Here is a 24,800-nt window from a genome sequence, read left to right as displayed (position 1 = left end):
AATTTTTACAAAAAACACTTTTACTGACAAAAGTAGAGTCGTAAATCACCATATCTCTAGGCAAGAGCAGTCAAAATAGCTCTTGCCTGATATATCTAGCTAATAAACAGGCGCCTTTTGAACTTATACAAATGACCAACTGCGCCTAACAACTATCATACCAATACAATACATATCAGCGACCCAAATATGAATGATATAGAGTTAGCAAACAATGTCTCACCTAGCATAGGAGACCTGTACAAAACTGCTAAAGAATTTAGCTCAACTGCGCCCGCACTATCCATCACCTATCTTAGAAGCCTTGCTTCTGTGTTTTGTGATGCACTAGACAATGATTTAGCAAAACTCAATCTTTCTAGTAAAATCCATTATCTTAAAGAAAATAGAATGCTGAGTCATTCTCTAACCCAGCATTTAAAAACACTGCAACGCAATGGTAATAAAGCTGCACACCCAGAAGACTATTTACCCAAGGAAAAGAAACCGGACTTTTCTACATTAACTGTAGAGTCTTTAGGGTCGGCCAGAAGCTTAATAGAACACCTCTACTCTTTGAAACACTCTATAAATCCTGTTTATGTCATAGAAGAATCAAAAACTAATGCGTTTGAAGAAATGTGTAAAGGAGCCATGATTGATAGAAATGAAGAGATGATCTATAAGGCAGGAGTATACTTCAAGGAGAAGGCAATAAAACTGACAGAAGAAGATAACATTTTTTTAGAAGATGGTTATGGCTGGTCTGCTCAGAAGGATATCGAACAAGCTGTTTTTTTGTTTAAGCAAGGAGCAGAAGCCGGGCAAGTTAACTGCATGTACGAATATGGTGTTTATATTGCCAATCACAAGGATAACGAAAAAAAATTTATTGGCAAAAACTATATATTAAGAGCGGCTACTGAAGACCACCCAGAGGCAATATTGTACTGTGCGAGCAGTGCTATCACTAACAACGACCCTCACTATGCTCGAGAATTATTACAGCGTGGAGCGGACCTTCAACAGCCTAAAGCAATGTCTATGCTGGGCGAAATGTATGCAACAGGTACTGGGGGAGAAAAAGATAGCGAACTAGCAGCGACACTTACATTAGGCGCGGCTAAACATGGTTATCCTCGAGCACAATATAACCTATTTATACTATATAGAGAGGGATCTGGATTAGAGCAAAATGATACTAAAGCACTAAAGTGGCTAAAAGAAGCAGTAGAACAAAATTACCCTGATGCTGAATACTCCTTTGCTGAATGCATCTCTAATGGACTGGTAGAAAATCACACCATTGAATATGCAGTCTCTTTATACATAAACCTTCTTGATTATGATGATTTTATATGTAGATCATCACTTGCATTAGCCAAAATAATACAATACAAAAGAAACATTACCACAGAAGACCTGATGGAAGCTGCAAATTATTTACAACTTTGCTACGAACATATTAAAAGCGATGATGACACACAAATGCTGAAAAGAAGTTGCCTAGATACATCAAAGGTAATTGTTTCAACATTGCGCGAAAGATTGAGTAAAAATGGACCAGATGAAAAACTGCAGTTCGCGGACATAATCGCATCATGCTTATTTAACAAGAGCTTCACGCCTTGTAAAAATAAGCAAGCAAGAATAATGGAAATTGCCCACATCATACAAATGCAGAGTTTAAGTCCTGATGAAATTTCTGAAAAACTGCTTCGAGAAGCATGTATAAAACAGGCTCCACCACGTCAGAAGAACAATTTATCCATAATGAAACAAAACACTCTAAATCTCGCCAATAGCTCAAAAAAAGTTGGGCGGAATGAAGCTTGCCCATGCGGTTCCGGGAATAAATATAAACGCTGCCATGGGAACTGAATTGCCACGAAAATACTACGCATACAAATTATATTTTGTGTGCGTAGCATAATAGTTAAAACAACAAAAATATATATTACTACTAACAAAAGCCTCAGTGCACCTTGAGACGCGGCCCCATGCTACGACGCAGCACGTCGCTGACCACCTCGGCGGAGCCCTTCAGCGGCCCCAGCAGCAGGAACTGGTGCTGGCGCTGCAGCCCTTGATAGGCGGCACGCGCGAAACGTCCTCTCACCTGCAGATCATCATTGCCCTTGCTGCCCTGGGCATTGCCCAGCTTGTCACTCAACTTGCCGCTGAGCTCACCGACGCTGCCGGCGCTGGAAAGTGACAGCAAGGTACCGCGGTCCTTGAACTCGAAGGCCTGAGCCGGCTCACCCTGCTGGCGACGCGGCAGTTCATCGGCGAGAAACTCGGCCTGCTCGCTGGCCACCTGAGCGGTGGGCGGCAGCGGTGCCTCATCGAGGTTGGCACAATCGCCCAGCGCGAAGATGCTGTCGTGGCCGAGGCATTGCAACCCGGGCGTCACCGTGAATTGACGCTTCTTGTTGCTTTCCAGGGCGTCGATTTCCTCGACGATGGCAGGCCCGACACGTCCTGCCGCCCAGACCACCAGATCCGCGTCCCGCGTCACCGACTCGTCGCCTTCACTGATCTCGACACTGCCGGGGGACACCTTGGCGACCTGACGCGACAGTTCGATCTTGATGCCCTGCTCCTCGAGTCGCTGATGGATCGACTCGCGCAGTTCCTGTGAGACACCGGGCATGAAGGTCTCGGTGGCCTCGAGAATCGTGATCTCGACCTTCGCGCCCTTGGGTGCAGGGGCGTCATGCATGCCACGCGCCTCATGCAGATAGGCGGCCAGTTCGACACCGGTGGCGCCGGAGCCGACGATCACCACCTGATACGGCCGCCCCGGGGAATCCTTGGCACTATCTTGCGTGCCTCCCTCAGTGCCAACCTGAGCGCCGCCCTGGCTGGCTGACACACCAGCATTGCCTGTCGGTGCTGTTTCCATCGCCACATGGTTGGCCAGCAGGCCACGCGAGAACTGCTGGGCGATGCGCTCGGCATCGTCGGGGGAATCCAGCAGGCAGGCATGCTCCAGCACACCCTCGACCCCCATGTCCGGCGTCACACCGCCCAGGGCCAGCACCAGCTGACGATAGCCCCTGACGCGCGCCGGCACCTCGGCGCTCGCGTGATCTTCCCTGCCCGGGATCGCGGCCAGGGTGATCTGGCGCTGTTCAGGGTCCACGCTTTCGAGTGTGCCGCACTCATAACGGAACCCCCACTGCTCGGCCAGACCGGCATACCCCAGCTCATCGACCTGTCGCCGCCCGAGGCCCGCCGCGATCTCATGCAGTCGTGGCTTCCATACGTGACTGGTGTCGCGGTCTATCAGCAAGACGTCCTTGTGGCCTGCCTTGGCAAGGCGAACCGCCAGCTCCAGTCCGCCGGCACCGCCACCGACGATGACGATATCGGCGTCGCGCGTTCGCTGAGGATCATGCGTTTCCATAGGGGCCTCCTTTAGCGGGGTCGAATATAGAAACCTTATGTCAGACCAGGCGCTTTTCAAGACTGACACGCATGACTTCGCCAATGCGCAGCCTTTGATGCGACGCATCATTGGCGTGATCGCCTGCGCAACGTTTGAGGCCACCTTGGGGTTTGACAGCGCTCGAGTCCGCGACTAAAGCTTATTTATACGAATAAATATAACTGACTCGCTGCCGCTCAGGACATCGCATGCCGACATCGCCCTCCCCCCTGGACACTTCACGTGCCAGCACCAGTGCCAACGCCTCCGGCGCCCACCTGCCCAAGCGGCAGAAGCTGGCCGAGCTGATCAGTGATGACCTGAGGCGCAGCATCGTGCGCGATGGGTTGAGCGAAGGCGACCGGCTGCCCAACGAGAAGGCGCTGATGACCCAGTACGGCTGCGCCAAGGGCACGCTGCGCGAAGCCCTCAAGATTCTCGAGGTCGAGGGCTTGATCACCCTGAAGACGGGGCCCAATGGCGGCGCCGTGCTCAATGCGCCAAGCATGGAACCGGCCAGCCGCATGCTGAGGAGCTTCCTGCATTTCAAGACGCTCAATGGCGCCCAGGTCTATCAGCTACGCCGACTGCTGGAAGTCGAGATGGCGGTCTCGGTGGTGGGCCTGCTCAGCGAAGAAGACCTGGTGGCGCTCGAGAACAATGTCCATGACTGCAGTTGCCACCAGCCACAGGAAGAGGACCAGCGGCGCCAGCGCTTTCTGGAAATCGAATTCCATCAGGTGCTGGCCCGTGCCTGCCCCAACCCGCTGCTCAGCTTCATGTGCCAGTTTCTCAACGACATGCTGCATGAGCTGGTCGTCATCAAGAAGGCCTACCTGCCGGAACGCAAGCAGTTCGACCAGGCCAATCAGCATTACCACTCGGGCCTGATCACGGCGTTTCGCCACGAGGACCATGAGCAGGTCAGACAGCTCATGACAGAACACATGCAGGATGCCGAGCACCACATGACGGCACTCGAGGTGGAAATGGCCGACCAGTTGCTCGTCACCCCCGCGCAGCTGATGGCCGACAGTAGAGCCTGACCAGAAGCCGAAGCCTGGACCGAAACAGGAGCGGAGCCCAAAACAAGAGCGCAATTGATACAAGAGCAGAACCGAGAGCGGAACCGGAAGCACAACAACAATATCCACGAGAGGATGAAGCCGATGACCACTGCCCAGATGGACACATCGCCCGCGAATACCCTGAGCGAGCTGCGCACCGACAGCGATCGCCTGTGGCAATCACTGATGACCCTGGCCGAGCTGGGCGCCACGCCCAAGGGCGGCGTCAACCGCCAGGCGCTGACCGAGCTGGACCGCCAGGCGCGTGACCTCTTCATTCAGTGGTGCAAGGCCGAGGGTTGCACGATCCGTATCGATGCCATCGGCAACATCTTCGCGCGCCGCGCCGGCACCGATCCGGACGCGCCGGCGGTGATGACCGGCAGCCACATCGACACCCAGCCGACCGGCGGCAAGTTCGATGGCTGCTTCGGGGTGATGGCCGGGCTTGAGGTCCTGCGCAGCCTCAACCAGCACGACATCAAGACCCGCTGCCCGGTGGAAGTGGTGGTCTGGACCAATGAAGAAGGCTGTCGCTTCGCGCCCTGCATGATGGGGTCCGGCGTGCATACCGGCCAGTTGTCACTGCATGAGATGCTCGCCCAGAAGGACAGCGACGGCGTGACCGCCGGTGAGGCACTGGATTCCATCGGCTATCGCGGCAGTGATGAGATCCCCCGCGAGAACGTACGCGCCTTCTTCGAGAGCCACATCGAGCAGGGCCCGATTCTGGAAGATGAAGAGACCACCATCGGCGTGGTGATGGGCGCGCTGGGCCAGCGCTGGTTCGATCTGACCCTGACCGGTCAGGAGGCGCACGCGGGCCCCACGCCCATGTCACTGCGCCAGGACGCCATGCTTGGCGCGGCCGAGATCACCGTCGCCGTCAATCGCATCGCCATCGATCACGCGCCGCACGGTCGCGGTACCGTGGGTGTGATGCAGGTCCACCCGGGCTCGCGCAACGTCATCCCCGGGCAGGTCAACATGACCATCGACCTGCGCTCGCTGGAACCCGACTCCCTCACCGCAATGGTCGCGGAGCTGAAAGAAGTCGTCGAAGCCGTCAGTCAGCGGCATCGTCTGACCTACGAGCTCACCCCCACCGCCGACTTCGTGCCGGAACACTTCGCCGACAACTGCGTGAACGCGGTGCGCAATGCCGCCAGCCAGCTCGGCTACTCGCATCTCGACATCGTCAGCGGCGCCGGCCACGACGCCATCTTCATGGGCCGTATCGCCCCCGCCGGCATGATCTTCGTGCCCTGCGAAGGCGGCATCAGCCACAACGAGATCGAGAATGCCGCGCCCAAGGACCTGCACGCCGGCTGCAACGTGCTCTTCCATGCGATGCTCGATCAGGCCGAGATCGTCAGCTGAGCATCAGGCACGGCCCGCCGAACGCTGATCGCATAAGCTGCTGAAACGAAAGCCCCGCTCGATAAGTCATCGAGCGGGGCTTCATGTCTTGCAGGCCAGCGGCTGTCAGGCATGCTCTGACACCTTCACGCCAGTGAGCGTTTCCAGAGACTCTCGATGCTGTCCATCTCCGCCGGGCCGAACAGCGCCTCGGGCTCGCCGCGGTACCAGGCCCAGAGCTGATCACCGAAATCGAAGTGCCACCATTCGCTGGGCAGATTGGTGAAACCGGCCTCGGTCATGACGTGATAGAGCAGACGCCGGTTGTCGCGTGCCTCGGCCTGGGGCGTATCGCTGGCAGGGGGATGACGCTCGAAATGATCCGCGTGGGACTCGGGTGTCGCCTCGTCAAACAGCGTCCCCATCTCGAGCAGCAAGCCATCGGCGTCACACAGGGTGACATCGACGGCGCCGCCGGTGAGATGTGGACTCGGCGCGTCCGGGTCACGGCTGGGCAGCGAGACGAATTCGCGCGTACGCGCCAGCAGCTGGGCCTCATCCAGCTCAGGGTCATGCGTCTTGAGCGACTGATACAGCGTCTCGAACAGATACTGCTGCACCCGCCAGGGACGCCAGCCATCCATCACCACCAACGACAGCCCTTGCGGCAAGGCGCGCGCGGCCTGCAACAGGCGCTGATACACCGCGCGCCGCACCAGACATTCATTGACCGCCCCGGGGATACCGAGGCGCGCGTAGGCGGGATAGACCTTCAGGCATGACGGCCCGAGGCTGGTCGGCACCAGAGTACTGCCACATCCCTTCACGGGGATTCGGGTGACCTGCGTCCAGTCCGGCTCGTCATGACTCGGGATGGGGGGAATTGGGCGATTCAATGTTGACGTCATGAGTTGTTATCCAGACAGGGTCGGCAACCACAGGGTAAGAGGCGGGAAGATGATCAGCATCAGCAGCACCGCGACCGCCACCAGCACGAACGGCCAGATAGTGCGAAACAGCGAGGTGATCTCGAGCTTGCTGACCGCGGCGGCCACGAACACGCAGGCGCCCATCGGCGGCGTGATCAACGCGATGGTGATATTGAGCGTGATGATGACCCCCAGGTGCACGGGGTCGATGCCGGCGGCCATGGCCACGGGCACGAAGATCGGCGTCAATAGCATCAAGGCCGAGACTTCCTCCATGAACATGCCGGTGACGAAGGTGATGGCGCTGAGCAGCAACAGGATCAGGATCGGGCTGTCGATATAGGGCGTCAGCAATGCCACGAACTGATTGGGCACCTGGGCATAGGACAGCAGCCAGCTGACGATGGACGACACCGCCATGATCACGAAGATGGCGCTGGTCAGGCGGGCCGTGTCCTTGATGGCACCCCACACATCGACAAGCTTGAGCGGTCCCTGGCACAAGCCGCAGAGCAGCACATAGGCCACGATCAAGGCGCCGGATTCGGTCGGGGTCACGATGCCCAGCACGATGCCGGAGACGATGATTACCGGTGCCACCAGTGCCGGCAGTGCCCCGATGATCGCCGCGATCACTTCGCGACGCGCCGGTGCCTGGCCACGTGCCTGCAGACCATGACGCCGGGCATACCAGGCATTCATCGCCATGAATGCCACCGCCAGCACCAGACCGGGTACGACACCGGCCAGGAACAGGCTGCCCACGGAGGTGTTGGTGAGCGAGGCGTAGAGGATCATGAAGATGCTGGGCGGGATGATCGGCCCGATCAACGAGCTGCCCGCCGTCAGACCTGCGGCAAAGGAAGTCGAATAGCCCTCCTTGCGCATGGCCGGCACCAGTAGCGAGCCCAGCGCGGAGGTATCGGCGACCGCCGAGCCATTGACGCCAGCGAAGAACACGCTGGAGACGACGTTGACATGGCCCATGCCACCGCGCAGATGTCCGACCATCAGGCGTGCCAGGCGCATGAGGCGTTCGGTCAGGCCACTGATGTTCATCAGGTTGCCGGCGAGAATGAACAGCGGAATCGCCATCAGCGAGAAGGCATTGATGCCGCCGAAGAACTGCTGCGGCCCGAGGCGCTCCAGCATCGAAATATCGACGAACAGAAAGCCGGTCACGGCGGTGACGAGCAGGGAGAGAAACAGCGGCAGGCCCAGCAGCACGTGCACGACGAAGATGGCCAACATTGCCCAGATCATGTGCGTGGCCCTCCTGTCCTGTCATCGTGTGTCGCAGGCTCGTCGACCTCCTCGTCCGGCGAGATCTCATGCGTCGGGGATGTCAGCGGCCGTGGGCCATGCAGCAGGACCTGCAGCGTGATCAGCGCGAAGCCGATCGGCATCGATAGCATCGGCACGCTGCGGCTGACGCCCAGTCCCATGGTGCGGAACATGCTCGCCGACATGGCGTAGTGCCAGGTCATCCAGGTCGCGCCCGCCATCAGCACGAGCGTCAGCCACCACTGATAATGGATCAGCGCCTTGGCCATACGCGGAGGCAGACGCCGTTCCAGCAGCGCCACGCGCATGTGCGCCCCTTCTGCCCAGACGACGCCGATCGCCAGCATGACACTGGCGATGATGAGATAGCGGGTCAGCTCATCGACCCAGATGGGCGCGCCGCCCAGTACATAGCGCATCACCACGCCGTAAAGCATGATCAGCACCGTGGAAGCCAGCAGTACTGCCGCTATCGCCAGTGTCACGCGGCCACAGGCAAGCAGCAGGCCTTCCCGCAGGGAAGGCTGTCGTGAAGGAGTCATGGAAGTCATTTACCGCAATCCACCAGCAAGGAGGGAAATTCAGAGCCTCGATGCCCGGACTGTCATTGCCCGGGCACCGGGTACCGCAGCGGGATGCTCGCTGATGCTTGAGCGTCACTCGCCTTTCACCGAGTCAGCGTGTCAGGTCATCACGACTGGTCATCTCGAAAGGGCATCGCAACAGGCCATCTCGAAATACCATCGCGACAGGTCATCGCAACAGACCATCACGAAGACAGGCCAGCATCCTTCATGGCGGTATCGATCAGCTCTGGCGCGATGTCCTGGCTCTTGAGCCACTCGAGGTAGGCCGGCTGGCCCTTGCTGCGAAATGCCTCGAGATCAGCCTCACTGGGACGGATCACTTGCATGCCCTGCTCTTCCAGCGAGGCGATACGTGACTCGACCTGGCTCTGGTTGTCCTGACGGGCTTGGGCATTGGCTTCCTGAACCGCCTCGAGAAGTGCCGTGCGCTCCTCGTCCGACAGGCTCTCGAGCAGCTGACCATTGGCGACCAGGAACTGATCGGAATACTGGATGTTGGCCAGTGTCAGGTACTTCTGCACTTCCTGCAGACTACCCAGCAGGATGTACATCGGCGGGTTCATCTGACCATCCGCCACCCCCGTGCGCAGCGCCATGTAGACCTCCGTCCACGGAATCGGCGTGCCCGAGGCACCGAAGGCCTCGTAGAGCGCTACCTGGCTTGGGTCCATCGCGCGAAAGCGCAGGCCTTCGAAATCATCAGGGCTGGTGATCGGGCGCTTGTCGTTGGTGAAGGCCAGAAAGCCCCCTTCCTCCACGACGGCCAGAATCTCGGCGCCATTGGTGCGCTCGCTGAACAGCTGCTGCACCTGCTGCCAATACTGACCCTCATCGAAGAAACGGCGCGCCTCATCAAAGCCGTCGAACATGAACGGCGTCGCGCTGACATAGACTTCCGGCACGATGGGGGCCATGCCCGCGAAGGAGGCGATATTCAGGTTCGGGGCGCTGATCACCTGCTCCATGCGCTCCTGCTCCTCGCCCAGCATGCTGTTGGGATAGAGCTTGAGTTCCAGCTCGCCGTCGGTCTTCTCTTCCACCAGGGTCTTCAGATTGCTGGCGAAGACATGCACCGCATTCTTGTCGGCATCCGGCGCACCGTTGTAGCTGAGGTTGATGGTCTGGGCCTGCACGCTGGCCGCCAGCAGGCTGAGCGCCAGAGTGGAACCGGTGAGCGTCTTGCGCAGCAGAGATGTCTTGGACAAGGACATGTGGATTCCCTTTTGTTGTTGTAAATATTCGTTGTATGCGGCGGGAGTGACGCCGCCTTTGTCAGTGTGGCCCTGCGGCCAGTCAAGGTGAGGGACTTTCGCCTTCACACCTCGAAAGTAGCGTTGCCGCTGTAGACTAATCAATCGCCTGAGTGTTGTTTTTTCGTCCACACCTGAAAAAGCGCCTGACCTGAAAAAGCGCCTGACCTGAAAAAGCGCCTGAAGAGTGCCCTTCCTGACGACGACTGCCCCGCCAGCATGGGCTGTACGGGGCAGTCGGGACGTTCTGTGACATGCTGCACTAAGCGAGAGAATGGCCTGTGCAATGGGACAATCATGTGAGGAGATAGAGCTGAACAAGCGCCCGTCAGCACCGATACCCTGGCCTGTGCGTCGAGCGACGCTGCTTGAATGTCACGTGGCGCACATCACGTGGCGCACATCACGTGACGAACGTCACTTGTCGAACGTCACTTGCTCAGCAGGCGTGGTGCATCCGCGGTAAAGAATCGCAGGCCCTGCTGAAGATGGGTGACGCAGGCCTCGACGGCGACGGTCATCTCGCGCCCACGCCGCGTACACATCTGCGCACGGGTCGTCGCCAGCGCGGGGTGCTGCATCGGCAACAGGCAGATATCGCCACGCCGCAGCTCCTCCACCACGCTCAACTCCGGCATGAAGGTCACTCCGATCCCCGAACGCACGAAATTCTTGAGCACCGACACGGAATTGGTGCGCAACTGCGCGCGCAGCGAGACGCGCTCCTGCTGCGCCGCCTGATTGACCATCTGACGCATACCGGTGCATTCATCGATCAACGCCAGCGGCCATTGTGCCACCTGCAAAAGCGTCAACGGCTCTGCAATCTCGAGTAGCGGATGCTCCGCCGGCACGATCAGATCCAGCGGCTGACAGGTCTCTACATGACAGCAAAGAATCGGATCGACAGGCGGGGCGTAGAGCAGCGCGATATCCACCTCGAAGTCGCGCAACAGCTCAGTCGCCTCATTCACCCCCGCCATGCGCACCACGACCTCGATGCCGGGATGACGTGCCATGAAGCTCTGCAACGGCAGCGAGATCAGATCGGCAATGAAGCCTTCGCCCACCGCGATTCTCACCTCACCACTGCGCAGGCCCTGCAAGGCGCTCAGCTGCGAGAGCGCTGCCGCCTCCGCCGCCTGCTGGCGATGAAAGTGATCCAGCAGCAACACCCCGGCCTGGGTGGCGCGCATGCCCGTCTCGCTGCGCTCGCACAGCGCGACACCCACCTCTTCTTCCAGCTGCTTGATCTGGCGGCTCACCGCTGAAGGGTCAAGATTCAGGTGCCGCGCCGCGCGCCTCAGTGAGCCCCGGCGGATGATTTCATTCAGCGCCGTCAGCGCCTTGGGATTCAGCATGGAGACAGTACCCGCCAGCAGCAGTGGAGGAAGAGGCAAGACTCTGATCACGCAGGATACCCTTGCAGATCGAGCGGCTCCAGAGGCCCATATCGCGAAGCGGTCGACAACGAAAAAGGAGCCGCATGAGCGGCTCCTTCTGGTTCGACGTGATCAGCAGTTACCTTTCTTGGCCTGCCCCGGCGGGCAGAAACCGCCGCCTCCACGCTTGTGGTCATGGTGTCCATCACCGATCTCGATGATAGGCTCGGCATCGATCCGCGCCGGTGTATAACTGCACCCTGCCATGAAAAGGGTACTCAGCATCACCAGACTGACAACTCGCACGCTAGACTTCATCATCATTCCTTTTCATGAAAATACACATGTCTCGATACCCCACATCGTACCGGAATACACGCCATCGAGAACGCAATTTTTCAACGAGTGGTAATGTTAGCCCAAGCTTGCGGCATCAATCACGACAGGATCTGGCCATGTTCGATTTCAAGGAAGTGGAAGCCTTCGTGTGGATCACGCGCCTGGGGTCGTTCCGGCTAGCCGCCCAGCACCTGCATCTGACCCAGCCCTCGATTTCCGAACGCATCAACAAGCTGGAAACCACGCTGGAGACCCGCCTGCTGGAGCGCACTCGCCGACCGGTACAGCCGACGCTCAAGGGGCGCGAATTCTATCGCCACGCCGAGGCGCTTCTGGAAGCGCGCCAGAAAGCGCTATCCATGATGGAGTTGAATACGCCCTTCCAGGGAGTGCTGCGACTGGGCGTCGTCGAGACCGTCGCGCATAGCTGGCTGCCCGGCTTTCTGGCCGAACTGGCGCGCCGCTACCCGGACCTCACGCTGGAACTCGAGGTCGACAGCTCCCCGGGACTTGCCGCCATGCTCACCGCCGGCGATATCGACCTCGCCTTTCTGATGGGGCCGGTGACGGCTGAGAGCGTGCTCAATCGTTTTCTCTGCAACTACACGATGGGCTTCGTGATCAGCCCCGCGCTGGGCTTCACCGAAGACAACTTCTCGTTGCGGCGCCTGAATTCTCTGCCGCTGATCTCGTTTGCCCGCAACAGCCGGCCCCACCATGAGCTCGGCTCCATGCTGCATCAGATGGGGCTGGATGACGTGAAGCTTCATTGCTCAAGCTCCTTGTGGACCATCGTGCGCATGACGCTGGATGGCCTGGGCGTCGGCGCCATCCCGCCACGCATCGTCGCCGAGGAAATCCGCCAGGGCACCCTGCTCAGCCTGCCCTGCGATCTCCCCGAACTGACCTTCACCGCCTCCTGGCCGACCCATATGGAAAGCGCCCTCGCCGAAGGCGTGTGTGAACTCGCCATCGAGATCGCCCGCCAGGATCAGGAGGCGCATTCACGAATCGCCTGATCTTACAGGGCTTCCATACCCTGCATAGCGTCCCTTTCGAGCAGGATGCCTCTACTGACTCGCTCCACATGAAAGGAATTTCCGATGACTTGACTCGATAAAAATCGATTGGATTTATCCGAGTGCGCTTCTTATGGTGAAGACAGACAACAACAACTTCACAAGAAGCCCCTACGATGCCCCAGACACTTCTCAGTGCCGCGTCGTCCCCCCGCGAGGCGCGCGAGCAGATCCGCAGCGGTCATTGGGTCAGCCACACCAGCGGTATCGCTGCCGGCTACGCCCAGACCAACCTGATCATCCTGCCAGCCGAGGCTGCCGGCGAATTCCTGCAATTCTGCCAGGCCAACCCCAAGGCCTGCCCGTTGCTGGATGTCACGGCCGTCGGTTCTCCCGCCCCGACAGGGCTCGGTGAGAACATCGACCTGCGCCACGACCTGCCGGCCTATCACATCTATCGTCACGGCAAGCGTGAGGAAACGCGCGAGGATATCGCCGCCCTGTGGCAGGACGATTTCGTGGCGTTTTCCATCGGCTGCTCGTTCTCGTTCGAAGAGGCGCTGCTCAACGAGGGTGTCGAGGTTCGCCATGCGCGCCTGAAGCGCAACGTGCCGATGTATCGCACCAATATCCCGCTGATCAGTGCCGGTCGTTTCCACGGCAACCTGGTGGTATCCCTGCGCCCGATGTCGGCGGCGCACGCCATTCGCGCGATCCAGATCACCACCGACATGCCTCGTGTGCACGGTGCGCCCGTCCATCTGGGCGACCCCGCCTTGATCGGTATTTCCGATATCGAAAGCCCCGACTTCGGCGATGCGCCTACGCTTGAGACAGGTGACATGCCGGTGTTCTGGGCCTGTGGCGTCACGCCACAACTGGCGCTGGAGAATGCCCGACTGCCATTGGCAATCGCGCATAGCCCGGGACACATGCTGATTACCGACATTCCCAATCATCGTCTCAAGTACGGATGACCTGCTGCCAAGCGTGCTGCCGAGCGTACTGCCGGGCATGAGAGAAATCCGCACTCATCACGCTCGGCGCAGTGCAGGGACGCACCGCGAATCGAAACACAGCACAGCAACGCACAGAACAGCAGCGGGAAAGACACACCCCGCAAAGATGTAGCCAACAAGCTTTTCCGATAACACCAGATGCACAACAACAATGGTGATTCCCATGAAGACACGTTTTGCCCTCTCCGCCCTTGGTCTCGCACTCGCCGCCGCCGGTAGCGCCAATGCTGCCGATACCCTCAACGTGGTAGGCAGCTGGAGCAGCCTGGAGCTCAACCGTCAGTTCGAGAAGCCGTTCTGGAGCGAGACCCTCCCGGCCGCCAGCAGCGGTGAACTCAGCACCCAGGTCACCACCTTCGATCAGATGGGTATCCCCGGATCCGACGTCTATCGCTATCTGGGCGATGGGGTCTTCGATGTCGGCATGACCGTGGCCGACTACACCGTGTCCGATGCGCCGGAACTCGAAGGGCTGGATCTGCCGATGATGGCCCCCACTGCCGAGGAAGCGCAGCAGGTCGCCGAGGCCTTCCGCCCCCTGGCGGAGTCCACAATGAACAAGCGCTTCAACAGCCACGTGCTGGCGATCGTGCCGTATCCGGCTCAGGTGCTGTTCTGCAACACCCCGATCGAAGGGCTCGATGACCTGCAGGACAAGAAGGTGCGTGCCAGCGGCCGCTCCACCGGTGAGTTCATCGAGGCGCTGGGCGCACAGAGCCTCAACATCGCCTTCAACGAGGTGCCCGGTTCCCTGGAGCGTGGCGTCATCGACTGCGCCGTCACCGGCTCGCTCTCCGGCTACAGCGCCGGCTGGCATGAAGTGTCCAGCCACCTGATGCCGCTGCCGCTGGGTGGCTGGGATTACGTGATCACCGCCATCAATCAGGACAAGTGGCAGGGCCTGGGCGCCGAGACCCAGACCCTGATCCAGCAGCAGGTGGATAGCGAGTTCACCGCGCCGGTGTGGGAAAACGCGCGTGGCGAGACCGCGCGTGGCGTGGCCTGCCTGACCGGTGAAGGCGATTGCCCGCTGGGCAAGAGCGCCGACATGACGCTGGTCGACTTCAGCGATGACGATGCCAAGCGCGCACGTGCGGCGCTCGAAGACACCGTCCTGCCTGCCTGGGCGGCGCGTGTCGATGCCGAGACCCGCAAGACCTGGAACGAGAGCGTCGGCAAGGTCGTCGGCCTGACCGCTAGCGCGGAGTGATCCAGCGGCACCTGCTCACCGAAGCCTGTTCGCGAGCAGGTGCCGATAGCCCCGCCCTGTCCCGACGTGGCAGACATGTTCCCCAGAGACGTAGCGCTGAACGACTCGCGCCTGTGTATTCAAGCGCAAGCTTTCAAAAGCAGACTTTCAATAATCACGCTTTCAGACAGCGTGGATTGAAAAAGCGTGCTCCGAGAAAGCGGCCTTCGTTCAGCGCCCCAGCAGGACCCGACTCATGAACTCCTTCCTTCACGCACTCGATGTCCTCGTGTCACTGACACGCGCGATATCACGCCACGCCGCACGCCTGATGGGCCTGTTGCTGCTGGCTGTCGTGGTCTTCATCGGCGCCGAAATCCTGATGCGCCAACTGTTCAATCATCCGCTGCCCGGCGTGCACGAATATGCCGGGTATGTGCTGGCGATGCTCTCGGCGTGGGGCCTTTCCCACACCCTGATGGAGCGCGCCCATATCCGTATCGATGTCGTGCACGGCAAGCTGCCGGCCTTCTCGCGCCACACCCTGGATATCCTCGCGATGCTGGCGCTGAACCTGGTGGCCTGGGTGATTCTGATCAATGCCTGGCCGGTACTCGGCAAATCGTTGAGCAATGGTTCCACCGCCAATACCCCGCTGGCGACACCGCTGTGGATTCCACAGCTGCTGTGGCTGTCCGGTTATGCCTGGTTCGCGATCACCACCAGCGTGCTGGGACTGCGCATTCTCGTTGCCGCCTGTCTGCGTGATACCACCACGCTCGAGACACTGGCCGGCCCCGATCACGGAGAAAGCGAAGGGGCTCTGGCCCAGGCTGCCTCCACGACCAAGGAGACTCGCTGATGTTGGGCTTTCTTTCGGTGGGTATCCTCACCCTGCTGCTGGCCGGCATTCCCGTTGCGGTCACCCTCTTCCTGCTCGCCTTCGGGATCGACCAGTTCTACTCCTTCTTCCCGCTGACCAAGGCGCTGGGCCAGAACCTGTGGTCTGCCGCGGACTCCTTCCTGCTGATCGCGATTCCGCTGTTCGTGCTGATGGGCGAGATCATCGTGCGCGCCGGCATCGCCGAGAAGGCCTACCGCGCCATGGACCACTGGCTGTCGTGGCTGCCGGGCGGCCTGCTGCACGCCAATATCACCACCTCGGCACTGTTCTCGGCGACCTCCGGCTCCTCAGTGGCGACAGCGGCGACGGTCTCGACCGTGGCATTGCCCCAGGGCAAGAAGCTCGGCTATGACGCCAAGCTGTTCTGCGGCAGCATCGCCGCGGGCGGCACTCTGGGCATCCTGATTCCGCCGTCGATCAACCTGATCGTCTATGGCTTCCTGACCGAAACCTCCATCCCGAAGCTGTTCATGGCCGGCCTGGTGCCGGGCCTCGGCCTGGCGGCGCTGTTCATGCTGGCCTCGCTGCTGCTGTGTGTCTGGAAGCCGTCACTGGGCGGCCCGCGCCAGAGCGCCAGCTGGAGCACCCGCATCAAGAGCCTGTCGTTCCTGCTGCCATTGCTGGTGCTGTTCATCGTCATCGTCGGCTCCATCTATCTGGGCTGGGCGACGCCGACCGAAGCCGCCGCCATCGGCGTGCTGGCCTCGCTGGGCCTCGCCGCCATCAACCGCTCGCTGAATCTGTCGATGATCAGCCGCGCGCTGGACGGCACCGTCAAGACCACCTCGATGATCCTGTTCATCATCATGGCGGCCTCCTTCCTCAACTTCGCACTGGCCTCCTCCGGCATGGTCCAGCAGGTCACCGGCCTGCTCGAAGCCTACGACCTGGGGCCCTTCGCGCTGCTGATGGCGGTGATCGCGCTGTTCATCGTGCTCGGTTTCTTCATCGAGACCCTGTCGCTGATGGTCATCACCATTCCCATCGTCACCCCGCTGATCGCGGCAGCCGGTTACGACAAGGTGTGGTTCGGCATCGTGATGATCCTGTTCGTCGAGCTGGCACTGATCACCCCGCCAGTCGGCCTGAACCTCTACATCGTGCAGGCCTCGCGGCGTGGCGAAGCCTTCGCCGACGTCATCATCGGCACCCTGCCGTATCTGGGCGCGATGCTGGTGATGGCCGCGCTGCTGGTGGCCTTCCCGCAGATCGCGCTGTGGCTGCCTTCGGCACTGTAAAGCCGCTTTTGCGTGGCACCTGCTGGCAAGCCGGCAGGTGTCATTGGCGCAACACCGTTCATTCAAGACTTCTTGCACAGAACAACGACAACCCCCGATAACGGAGCGATTCCCATGCTGACCTTTACCCATGACAACGGCGAATTCACCCTTGATGTCCAGCGCGTCGCGATTGCCGGCTGGGCCGGACGCGACCAGGCGGGCGTGCAGCACCATATCGACGAGCTCAAGCTGCTGGGCGTGGCGCCGCCCTCCCAGACCCCGCTGTTCTACCGCGTGACCCGCGAGACCCTGACCCAGGCCTCTCAGGTCGCGATGCTCGGCGGCGAAGGCTCCGGTGAGGTCGAGACCTGTCTGGTCAGCGACGCCGAGGGCACCCTGTGGGTGACGATCGCCTCGGATCACACCGACCGCAAGCTCGAAGCCGTCGGCGTCGCCGAATCCAAGCAGCTGTGCGCCAAGCCGATTGCCCGCCATGCCTGGAAGCTCAGTGAGGTCATCGACCACTGGGACAGCCTCGAGATCGAAAGCGAGATCGAAGACGCCGGCACGACCGTGCGCTATCAGCAGGGCACCCTCGCCGAGCTGCTGCCGGTCGCCACCCTGATGGAGCGCCTGCCGGCCGGCATCGCCAAGGACGGCAGCCTGGCCCCCAACAGCGTGCTGCTGTGCGGCACCGTGCCGGCAATCGGTGGCATCCGCCCTAGCCCGAGCTTTACCATGCGCCTGATCGACCCGCAGACCGGTCGTCGCATCGAGCACCGTTACGAGGTGGAAGAACTTGAGGTGGTGGCATGAGTGATGAGAACAAGCGCCTTGAACAGGCGCGTGAATTCTGGGCGCGCCCGCCCCGCCAGCGCACGTTGACGCAGTTGCTGGAGGCCTATCAGACAGGCAGTTTCGGCCCCGAGCAGACCGCCACGGTACTTGCCGAGCGCCATCAGGCCCTGGGTGAGAGCGCCAGCCACAGCATCATCAGCCGCGATGATGCTGGCATGAGCGTGCAGGCCACCGCTCAGCAGCAACTCAAGGCGGCTGCGACATCGTTGCCGCTGGGGGGTGTTCCGGTCTCGATCAAGGACCTCTTCGACGAGACCGGCATGACGACGCTGGCAGGCTCGCGTGCACTGGCAGAGAGTCACCCAGCCGATCAGGACGCTGTGGCGCTGAGCCGCCTGAAAGCCGCCGGTATCCTGCATGCCGGCCGCACCAGCATGAGCGAGTTCGCGTTCTCTGGCCTGGGCCTGAACCCGCATGTCGGCACGCCGCCCAACCCCTTCGACGGCGAGCGCATTACCGGCGGCTCGACCTCCGGCGGTGCCGCCTCCGTCGCCTTCGGGCTGGCCGCCGCGACCCTGGGCAGCGATACCGGCGGCTCGCTGCGGATTCCGGCGGCCTTCTGTGGCCTGACGGGCTTCAAGCCGTCACAGGCCAGCGTGCCGGGAGATGGCGCCTTCCCGCTGTCACCGAGCCTGGACTGCATCGGCCCCATCGCGCCCAGCGTCGCCTGCTGTCGCCGCCTGTGGGAAGTCCTGAGCGGTGAGGTCGCTGACCCGACGCCGCTCACTCGACCGCTGACGCTGCTGGTGCCGGAGAGCGAGCTGGTCAGTGAAGTGGACGCCGATGTGGCCGCCGACTTCGCCGCCCTGCTGGAACGGCTCGAGAGTCTGGGGGTTCGCCTCCAGCGTGCGCCGGTCGAGGCCATCGAGGCCGCTTACGCCATCAATCAGCGCGGCGGCCTGGTCATTCCGGAAGCGGCCGCCGTGCATCACGAACTGCTGGCCACCCACGAAGCCCAGTATGATCCGCTGATCGCCGAACGCCTGAACGGCGGGCGCGACATCACCTCCAGCGAATATCTGGCGCGCCTGTGGCCGCGTACCGCCATCCAGCAACGCTTCGCCCAGCAGGTGCAGGATGTCGATGCGGTGCTGATGCCGACCGTTGCCATGCGTGCCCCGCGTCGTGACCTGCTGGAGCAGGATGGCGCGCTCTTCGCCCAGCTCAACAAGCGCGCGCTGCGCAACACCAGCGTCTTCAACTACCTGGATGCCAGCTCGATCTCGATTCCGGCGCCAGCAGCGGTGAACGAAGAGCCGCTGGGCCTGATGCTGTCACGCCCTCAGGGCCAGGATGTGGCGCTGCTGCGCGTCGCCCAGGCGCTGGAGACACTGCTCGCGCAATAGTGCTGTGCTGCGAATAGCAACAACGGCTGACCGCAAAAACGCAAAAGGGGCCTCCAGATGGAGGCCCCTTTTTCATGACGCGGACAGTCTGACTGTCCTCAATGATTGAGAATGATCGCGGTAATGGCACCGCCCGCCACGGCCGCCAGCACATAGCGACCATCGATGTTCAACCAGCGATGCCCCTGCGGCGGCGCAGACAGCTTGTGAGCACGCCAGTCGCTCACCCAGTAACGCTTGTTGGAGTAGTAGCTGCGCGGCACATGGTCGCCGCGACGCCAGTTGTGTGACTTCTGACCTTGATGCCTGGCCTGCGCCTGATGCTTTTGCTGATTATGACGCTGAGACTGGTCGTGACGCGTCTGCTGCTTTTTCTTCTGATGGCCATTGCCGTGGCTGTTGTGCTGGTTGCCTTGGCTGTTGTGTTGACCGCCACGATTATCGCGGTCGTTGGGCGATGCCTGCGCCAGCGACGCGGTCATCAGGGTGAAGATCATCATCATTACGGTCAGGGTGCGATTGCGCATGTCTGGCCTCCTCGTCGTACTCGGCATCAAGGAATGCCGAGGCTGTGAATCAGGGGTCATGAAACAGAGTTAAGAAACAGTGTTAACAAACGGTATGAGAGAACACTATCGTCTCGTGTTCGCCACGGCAAGCCAGCGCGCCAACCTCCACTTTTGCGCACAATTCGCAACGACTTGTCGCCAGTTGACGTATCCTTGTTGCGCAATGACGACATCGAGAAGCAGATATTCGTAATGGCTGATATGGCACGCCATGGTGCGTGGCAAGCATTGGTGCCTGCGCATTCCATGGTCGCAAGGGGGTGGGCGCCCCATCAGAGCGTCGCCAGATGAGGACAGCTTGCATCAGAGATAGGTAATGTCATCGCTGCCCGGGGCATCACTGCTCGAGCACGATCTCATCGATGACATGGCTTTCGGTATTCATCAGCACGAAGGCATTCTTGAGCTGCAGCCAGCGCTGGTTGGCGCCCGGTTCCGAGAGCTTGTGCTGCTGCCAGTTCTCGACCCGAAGGCCGTCATCCCGGGCGACAGTGTCCGGTACCTTGCCGCCCCGCTTCCAGACATGAGCCGGCGAAGCCTCTGCCACCGCTTTCTTCTCAGCCAGCTTTTCCTGGTGCTGAATCTTCTTCAATTCCCGCATCTGTTGCGCCTGAACGCGCTGCGCCTTTACCTGACCTTCCAGATCATGATGCTTCTGGCGCAGACGCTCCTCGCCCTTGTCATCATTGCCATCACCCGCCGAGTCAGCCTGCACGAGGCCAGCACCCAGCAACGACAACATCAGGGTCAGTACCGCAAATGACCGCTTCGCCATGTTGGCCTCCTCGGCTGATTGCGTATGCGTGCGATGTGCTGAGTCCAGCTCAGGCCATCTTGCTGACGGCTGGACACCCTGCGTTCCAGATCGCCATTCCCTACCATCAGCTTATCGCGTCAGCGGCGCAATTTGCGGTTGGATAACGCACGATCTACACGCTTTCCTCAAGTCTGGCAGCCACTTGGCGCCAGATATGACCTCCTAGAGCCAGATATGACCTCCAAGAGCCAGATCACGCCACGGCGCGGCAGGGTGCGGTGGCAAAATCGAGATGCAGATGATTGCCGTCCGGATCTCGCATGTGCAGTTGCACGAGCCCGCCACCCGCGAGCGCGATCCGCTGATAGTGCGTACGGGACGCCGCCAGGCGCGCCTCGAATGCCTCGATATCCGTGGCGGCAAGCGAGAAATGCTCAAGCCGGAGACTGGCATCACTGTTGATCGCTGGCAGGCAACCGATGTCGATGAGATGGATGACCGCCACCTCCCCGGCGTAGAGCCAGGCACCGGCGAAGGGGAAATCGGGGCGCGGCCCGCTGTGCAGCCCCAGTACATCGCCATACCACTGGAGCATGGCACTCAGCTGTCCGGTTCGCAGGTTCACATGATCAAGGCGCTGTATGCCCATGACAGGGTTCCATCATTGTATCAGCCACCCGGCACTCGCCAGCAGTCAAGGTGGCTTGTGAGTGATGGGTGGCAATGAGAGTGTCTTTCACGAAAAGGAGTGCGACCGGTTGCCCGGCCGCACTCCTTTCACATCACCGTCTCGACAGTGGCTTCGATCAGAAGCCTTCGAGGACGATCTTGCCCTTGGCCTTGCCGCTTTCCAGCAAGGCATGCGCGCGCTTGAGGTTCTCGGCATTGATGGTGCCGAAGGTTTCCGTCGCGGTGGAGGTGATTCTGCCAGTGTCCAGCAGACCCGCCACCTTGGTGAGAATCTCGCCCTGACGCGTGATATCGGCGGTGGTGAACAGTGAGCGAGTGAACATCAGCTCCCAATGGATGGAAACGGCCTTGGGCTTGAACGGCACCACATCGAGGGTCTCCGGGTCATCGATCATGCCGAAACGGCCCTGCGGCGCGATCAATTCGGCAACCTGCGGCGCGTAGTGCTCGGAGAAGTTGGTCGAGAACACGAAGGCCGGTGCCCCGATGCCCAGCGCCTCGATCTGGGCCGGCAGCGGCTGGCTGTGGTCGATGACGTGATGCGCGCCCAGTGACTTCACCCACTCGCGGGTCTGGGGACGTGACGCCGTGGCGATGATGGTCAGGTCGGTCAGCTCACGCAGCAACTGGATGGTGATGGAGCCCACGCCACCGGCCCCGCCGATGATCAGGATGGCACGTGCAGCGCCCGGCACCGGCTCGGTGACACGCAGACGATCGAACAGCATCTCGAAGCCGGTCAGCGTGGTCAGCGGCAGCGCAGCCGCCTCATGGGCCGCCACGGATTTGGGCGCATGGCCGACGATGCGCTCATCCACCAGGTGGAATTCGCTGTTGGTGCCGGCGCGGGTGAGATCACCGGCATACCAGACCTTGTCGCCCGGGGCGAAGGCTGTGACCTGGTCACCGATGGCGACGACTTCACCCACGGCGTCCCACCCGATGACGGCAGCTTCGCCGGCGGCCGGCTCGCGGCTCTCACGAATCTTGTAATCCACCGGATTCACAGAAACCGCGGCAACCTTGACCAGCAGGTCGTGACCGGTAGCGACCGGTGTCTCGAGTTCGATATCGACCAGGGCGTCGTCACGATCAACGGAACCGGCAGCGTAGTAACCAATGGCTTTCATCAGAGTCTCTCCTAAAGATCATGTCAGTCACGGCAGCACTGAATGGCCTTGCCGTGAAGCGATGACAGCATGTTAACTCTCTGTCCTTGGCGTAAAAACAGCCCATGACCGCAAGGTTAATCCGGATAAAGCGGATAATGTATGGCGAGTTTGCGTGTTGCGTGCAAGGAGACACCGACGGGTGATCAGCTTGCGATGCGAGATGCGCCGGCCAGACACAAAAACGACAACGCAGGACGGTCGTGAGACACGTCCTGCGCAGATCACAGACTAGCGAGGCAGCCATGGCGCCAAGGCAATAAGTTGCCCGAGGACCAAGCCCCAAGGGAGCAAGGGTCAGTTGGCGGGTGTCAGCTTGAGCAGGTAGTAATGCTTGTCACTGCCATCCACGCCCTGATTGAGTGCCGGATGGGCGTTCAGCTGGTTGGTGGTGAGGTAGAGACTGCCATCCGGCGCGAAGGCGAAGCCATCCGGCCAGCGCAGACGCTCGTCATCTTGGGCGATCACCGACATGCCCTCCGGCGATGAGAAGGTCAGTGCGTTGTGCTCCGCGTCACCGGCGATGATGCCGCCGCGCTTGGCATCGAAGATGAAGCCATCATTGGGGCGCTTGGGAGCGTAAGGCGTGATGGCGCGAGCCAGTTCCGCCTGCGTGGCAGTGTCATCGGCCAGCTCAGCCGCCGGCAGACGATAGATCTCACTGCCGTTCACGCCACCGAAATAGACGACGTCATCCGTCGGATCGAAGGCGATGGCATTCAAGCCCAGGTACCAGGGCTTCGGCTCACCATTCTTGTCGCCCTTGGCCGCCATCAGATGGCCATTGATGACCATGTCGTGTTCCACCGGCATCAGCCTTTCATCACTCTGCAGCACGCGACGCGTCTTGCCGCTGGCGATATCCACCACCACGAAGGCCGGTTTCATGCTGGAGGCCGGCGCGGTAAAGGTCATGTCAGCGATATAGATCTTGCCGCGCTGCTCATCGATGACGAAATCCTGCAGGAAGGAGATCGGCAGCACGCTGCCACCGGCAAGCGAAATCACCTTCTTGAGCGAATCACTGCGGGTATCCCAGCCCACCAGCTTGGGCGCACTGTCCTGGCTGCCCATGTCGAGCATCCACACCACGCCCTGACTGTCGGAGTGCACGCCGATGATCGAGGCGATGCCGACCTCGCCCTTTTCCGGGCCATCGGCCCAGTCCAGGTTCGGGAACGGCACACGCTTGCCGTCCTGGGTGATCTCGACCACGCGCAGCGCCGGTGCATCGAGTGGCTGCTGAGACATGATCAAGCGGCCATCCGGCGTGAAGGTGATGTTGCCGGGGCGGGTGTCCGAATATTCGGCGACGGTGGTCAGCGTGCCGTCGCGCAGGGAGGCGGCTTGCACATTCTGGGGGGTCACGGCCGTGCTGTCAGCGGCCGCCTGCGCGGCGCTGGCGACAGTGGCAACGCCCAGCGAGGCGATGAGAATGGCAGTCTTGAGGCGAGAAAATGGCATGGGGGCTCCTTGCCCGCCGGTTGGCGCTGCGCGCTGCACCAGCAGGGTCGATGATGATGAGATGAAGAGACTGGGCGGTGACGTGGCCATCGCCCAGGGTTTGTCGAGATTCAGGCGAGAAGATTCAGGCGCGGCGACGCAGGTCGTCTTCCAGTTCGCTCAAGCGAGGATTGCCGATGTAGAGCTGAGAGAGGTCCTTGAGGGCCGCGGCGCCGATGCGCAGGCGAGCCTCCTTGCGCACCACCAGCGTGGCGTCATCCTGGGTGCCCAGAAGCCCCTTGGGCTCCTTGAGGGCGCGAATCCGGTAGCGGTGATGCAGGAACTGTGGATGCCACAGCGGCACCACGACCCAACGCCCCTGCGCCACCGCCGCTTCGTAACGATCGAAACAGTCCGCTTCGCTGCCGGTGCGGAAGACATACCCGGCGGCGTCCAGACCATATTGCTTGATCATCTCGGCCGAGAAGCGACTGATGCCGGCCCCCGGATTGATGCCCTGGATGATCAGCTCCATCTTGCTGAGCGCCGGTTCCAGCAGCAGGTCCGTGACACTTGCCACCGCGCTTTGTGGCACGTAATCCGGCACTCCCCAGATGCAATACGGCTCATAGATGACGGCGATCTTGTCGACGTCCTCCAGCATGGGGGCCAGGTAGGTCTCATGACTCGACGGCAACCAGGCAGATGCCAGAATGTCGACCTCCCCTCGCCCCAGCATCGCGAAGGCCTCTTCGTGGGGAGCAGAGGCGAAGGTCACCTCATGGCCGTGGCTCTCCAGAACACGCGCCACTTCCAGAGCACTGGCCTCATGGAAGGACAACGCGATATGGCCGATACGGATGGGGTCTGTCATGACTGCCTCGAGTGGGTTGTTTGAAGGAGAAAAAAAGCGAGCAGGCCTGCATGGCCGCGGTGGTAAGCCAGGGCCCATATCCAGGGCCAGAGCCCATATTCAAGGCCAGGGCCCATATCCAAGGCGAGGACCCGCCC

22 protein-coding genes are annotated in these 24,800 nt (G+C 60.7%); 10 read left to right on the top strand and 12 right to left on the bottom strand.

What is annotated here, in order from left to right:
• Nucleotides 1–189 precede the first annotated feature (189 nt).
• Nucleotides 190–1,860, top strand: coding sequence for an SEC-C metal-binding domain-containing protein (locus tag QD280_RS03345; protein WP_279838317.1), 1,671 nt, complete (start codon nt 190–192; stop codon nt 1,858–1,860).
• A gap of 94 nt (nt 1,861–1,954) precedes the next feature.
• On the opposite strand, the gene QD280_RS03340 is transcribed toward QD280_RS03345, so the two are convergent.
• Nucleotides 1,955–3,388 (bottom strand): FAD-dependent oxidoreductase, encoded by a 1,434-nt coding sequence (locus tag QD280_RS03340; RefSeq protein ID WP_279838316.1) that lies wholly within the window; start codon nt 3,386–3,388, stop codon nt 1,955–1,957.
• Between the two features lie 230 nt (nt 3,389–3,618).
• Here QD280_RS03340 and QD280_RS03335 point away from each other — a divergent pair, with 230 nt between their 5' ends.
• Together QD280_RS03335 and QD280_RS03330 are read left to right on the top strand one after the other, a co-directional pair.
• Entirely contained in the window at nt 3,619–4,455 is an 837-nt protein-coding gene (locus tag QD280_RS03335) for an FCD domain-containing protein (RefSeq protein WP_279838315.1), read from the top strand.
• A gap of 123 nt (nt 4,456–4,578) precedes the next feature.
• Nucleotides 4,579–5,856 (top strand): Zn-dependent hydrolase, encoded by a 1,278-nt coding sequence (locus tag QD280_RS03330; RefSeq protein WP_213114113.1) that lies wholly within the window; start codon nt 4,579–4,581, stop codon nt 5,854–5,856.
• 125 nt (nt 5,857–5,981) lie between these two features.
• Here the strand turns inward: QD280_RS03330 and QD280_RS03325 are convergent, their stop codons facing one another.
• The 5 genes from QD280_RS03325 to QD280_RS03305 all read right to left on the bottom strand — a co-directional run bounded on the left by QD280_RS03325 (nt 5,982) and on the right by QD280_RS03305 (nt 11,285).
• Nucleotides 5,982–6,743 carry a M15 family metallopeptidase gene (locus QD280_RS03325; protein WP_192838144.1) on the bottom strand — a complete coding sequence of 254 codons (762 nt, stop codon included), beginning with the start codon at nt 6,741–6,743 and terminating at the stop codon, nt 5,982–5,984.
• 6 nt (nt 6,744–6,749) lie between these two features.
• The gene (locus QD280_RS03320; RefSeq protein ID WP_279838314.1) at nt 6,750–8,027 is read right to left on the bottom strand and encodes a TRAP transporter large permease; all 1,278 of its coding nucleotides are present in this window, start codon (nt 8,025–8,027) and stop codon (nt 6,750–6,752) included.
• Complete coding sequence (locus tag QD280_RS03315) at nt 8,024–8,590, bottom strand: TRAP transporter small permease (protein ID WP_279838313.1); 567 nt, start codon at nt 8,588–8,590, stop codon at nt 8,024–8,026. Before QD280_RS03315 ends, QD280_RS03320 begins: the two co-directional genes overlap by 4 nt.
• Nucleotides 8,591–8,817: 227 nt before the next feature.
• On the bottom strand, nt 8,818–9,846 hold the full coding sequence (gene dctP, locus QD280_RS03310) for a TRAP transporter substrate-binding protein DctP (RefSeq protein ID WP_054555987.1): 1,029 nt from the start codon (nt 9,844–9,846) through the stop codon (nt 8,818–8,820).
• A gap of 470 nt (nt 9,847–10,316) precedes the next feature.
• Nucleotides 10,317–11,285, bottom strand: coding sequence for a LysR family transcriptional regulator (locus QD280_RS03305; RefSeq protein WP_279838312.1), 969 nt, complete (start codon nt 11,283–11,285; stop codon nt 10,317–10,319).
• Nucleotides 11,286–11,722: 437 nt separating this feature from the next.
• On the opposite strand from QD280_RS03305, the gene QD280_RS03300 reads away from it, so the two are divergent.
• The 7 genes from QD280_RS03300 (at nt 11,723) to QD280_RS03270 (ending at nt 19,161) form a co-directional block, all read left to right on the top strand.
• Nucleotides 11,723–12,625 (top strand): LysR family transcriptional regulator, encoded by a 903-nt coding sequence (locus tag QD280_RS03300; RefSeq protein WP_064503238.1) that lies wholly within the window; start codon nt 11,723–11,725, stop codon nt 12,623–12,625.
• 176 nt (nt 12,626–12,801) lie between these two features.
• Nucleotides 12,802–13,602, top strand: a complete 801-nt coding sequence (locus QD280_RS03295; RefSeq protein WP_279838311.1) for a putative hydro-lyase — start codon at nt 12,802–12,804, stop codon at nt 13,600–13,602.
• Nucleotides 13,603–13,807: 205 nt separating this feature from the next.
• Nucleotides 13,808–14,854, top strand: a complete 1,047-nt coding sequence (locus QD280_RS03290; protein ID WP_043332132.1) for a TRAP transporter substrate-binding protein — start codon at nt 13,808–13,810, stop codon at nt 14,852–14,854.
• Between the two features lie 235 nt (nt 14,855–15,089).
• The gene (locus QD280_RS03285) at nt 15,090–15,695 is read left to right on the top strand and encodes a TRAP transporter small permease (protein ID WP_279838310.1); all 606 of its coding nucleotides are present in this window, start codon (nt 15,090–15,092) and stop codon (nt 15,693–15,695) included.
• Complete coding sequence (locus tag QD280_RS03280; RefSeq protein ID WP_054555981.1) at nt 15,695–16,975, top strand: TRAP transporter large permease; 1,281 nt, start codon at nt 15,695–15,697, stop codon at nt 16,973–16,975. Before QD280_RS03285 ends, QD280_RS03280 begins: the two co-directional genes overlap by 1 nt.
• A gap of 114 nt (nt 16,976–17,089) precedes the next feature.
• A complete protein-coding gene (locus QD280_RS03275; RefSeq protein WP_279838309.1) occupies nt 17,090–17,773 on the top strand; it encodes a DUF2848 domain-containing protein in 684 nt (227 codons plus the stop codon).
• Nucleotides 17,770–19,161: an amidase family protein gene (locus tag QD280_RS03270; RefSeq protein WP_279838308.1), complete on the top strand. Its 1,392-nt coding sequence runs from the start codon at nt 17,770–17,772 to the stop codon at nt 19,159–19,161. The genes QD280_RS03275 and QD280_RS03270 overlap by 4 nt, the downstream gene beginning before the upstream one ends.
• Before the next feature lie 98 nt (nt 19,162–19,259).
• Here QD280_RS03270 and QD280_RS03265 read toward each other — a convergent pair whose 3' ends face one another.
• The 6 genes from QD280_RS03265 to QD280_RS03240 form a co-directional block, all read right to left on the bottom strand.
• Nucleotides 19,260–19,688, bottom strand: coding sequence for an RcnB family protein (locus QD280_RS03265; RefSeq protein WP_175090282.1), 429 nt, complete (start codon nt 19,686–19,688; stop codon nt 19,260–19,262).
• Nucleotides 19,689–20,067: 379 nt separating this feature from the next.
• On the bottom strand, nt 20,068–20,505 hold the full coding sequence (locus tag QD280_RS03260) for an RcnB family protein (RefSeq protein ID WP_279838307.1): 438 nt from the start codon (nt 20,503–20,505) through the stop codon (nt 20,068–20,070).
• Between the two features lie 235 nt (nt 20,506–20,740).
• A complete protein-coding gene (locus tag QD280_RS03255) occupies nt 20,741–21,136 on the bottom strand; it encodes a VOC family protein (protein WP_279838306.1) in 396 nt (131 codons plus the stop codon).
• A 157-nt stretch (nt 21,137–21,293) separates the two neighbouring features.
• On the bottom strand, nt 21,294–22,307 hold the full coding sequence (locus QD280_RS03250) for a zinc-binding alcohol dehydrogenase family protein (protein WP_153635607.1): 1,014 nt from the start codon (nt 22,305–22,307) through the stop codon (nt 21,294–21,296).
• Between the two features lie 336 nt (nt 22,308–22,643).
• Complete coding sequence (locus tag QD280_RS03245) at nt 22,644–23,810, bottom strand: L-dopachrome tautomerase-related protein (protein WP_279838305.1); 1,167 nt, start codon at nt 23,808–23,810, stop codon at nt 22,644–22,646.
• A 124-nt stretch (nt 23,811–23,934) separates the two neighbouring features.
• Nucleotides 23,935–24,663, bottom strand: coding sequence for a glycine betaine ABC transporter substrate-binding protein (locus tag QD280_RS03240; protein ID WP_279838304.1), 729 nt, complete (start codon nt 24,661–24,663; stop codon nt 23,935–23,937).
• Nucleotides 24,664–24,800: the final 137 nt, after the last annotated feature.

The sequence above is a fragment of the Cobetia sp. 1AS1 genome (assembly GCF_029846435.1).
GTDB classification, from domain to species: domain Bacteria; phylum Pseudomonadota; class Gammaproteobacteria; order Pseudomonadales; family Halomonadaceae; genus Cobetia; species Cobetia amphilecti.
This window is presented reverse-complemented; position numbering and strand designations above follow the sequence as displayed.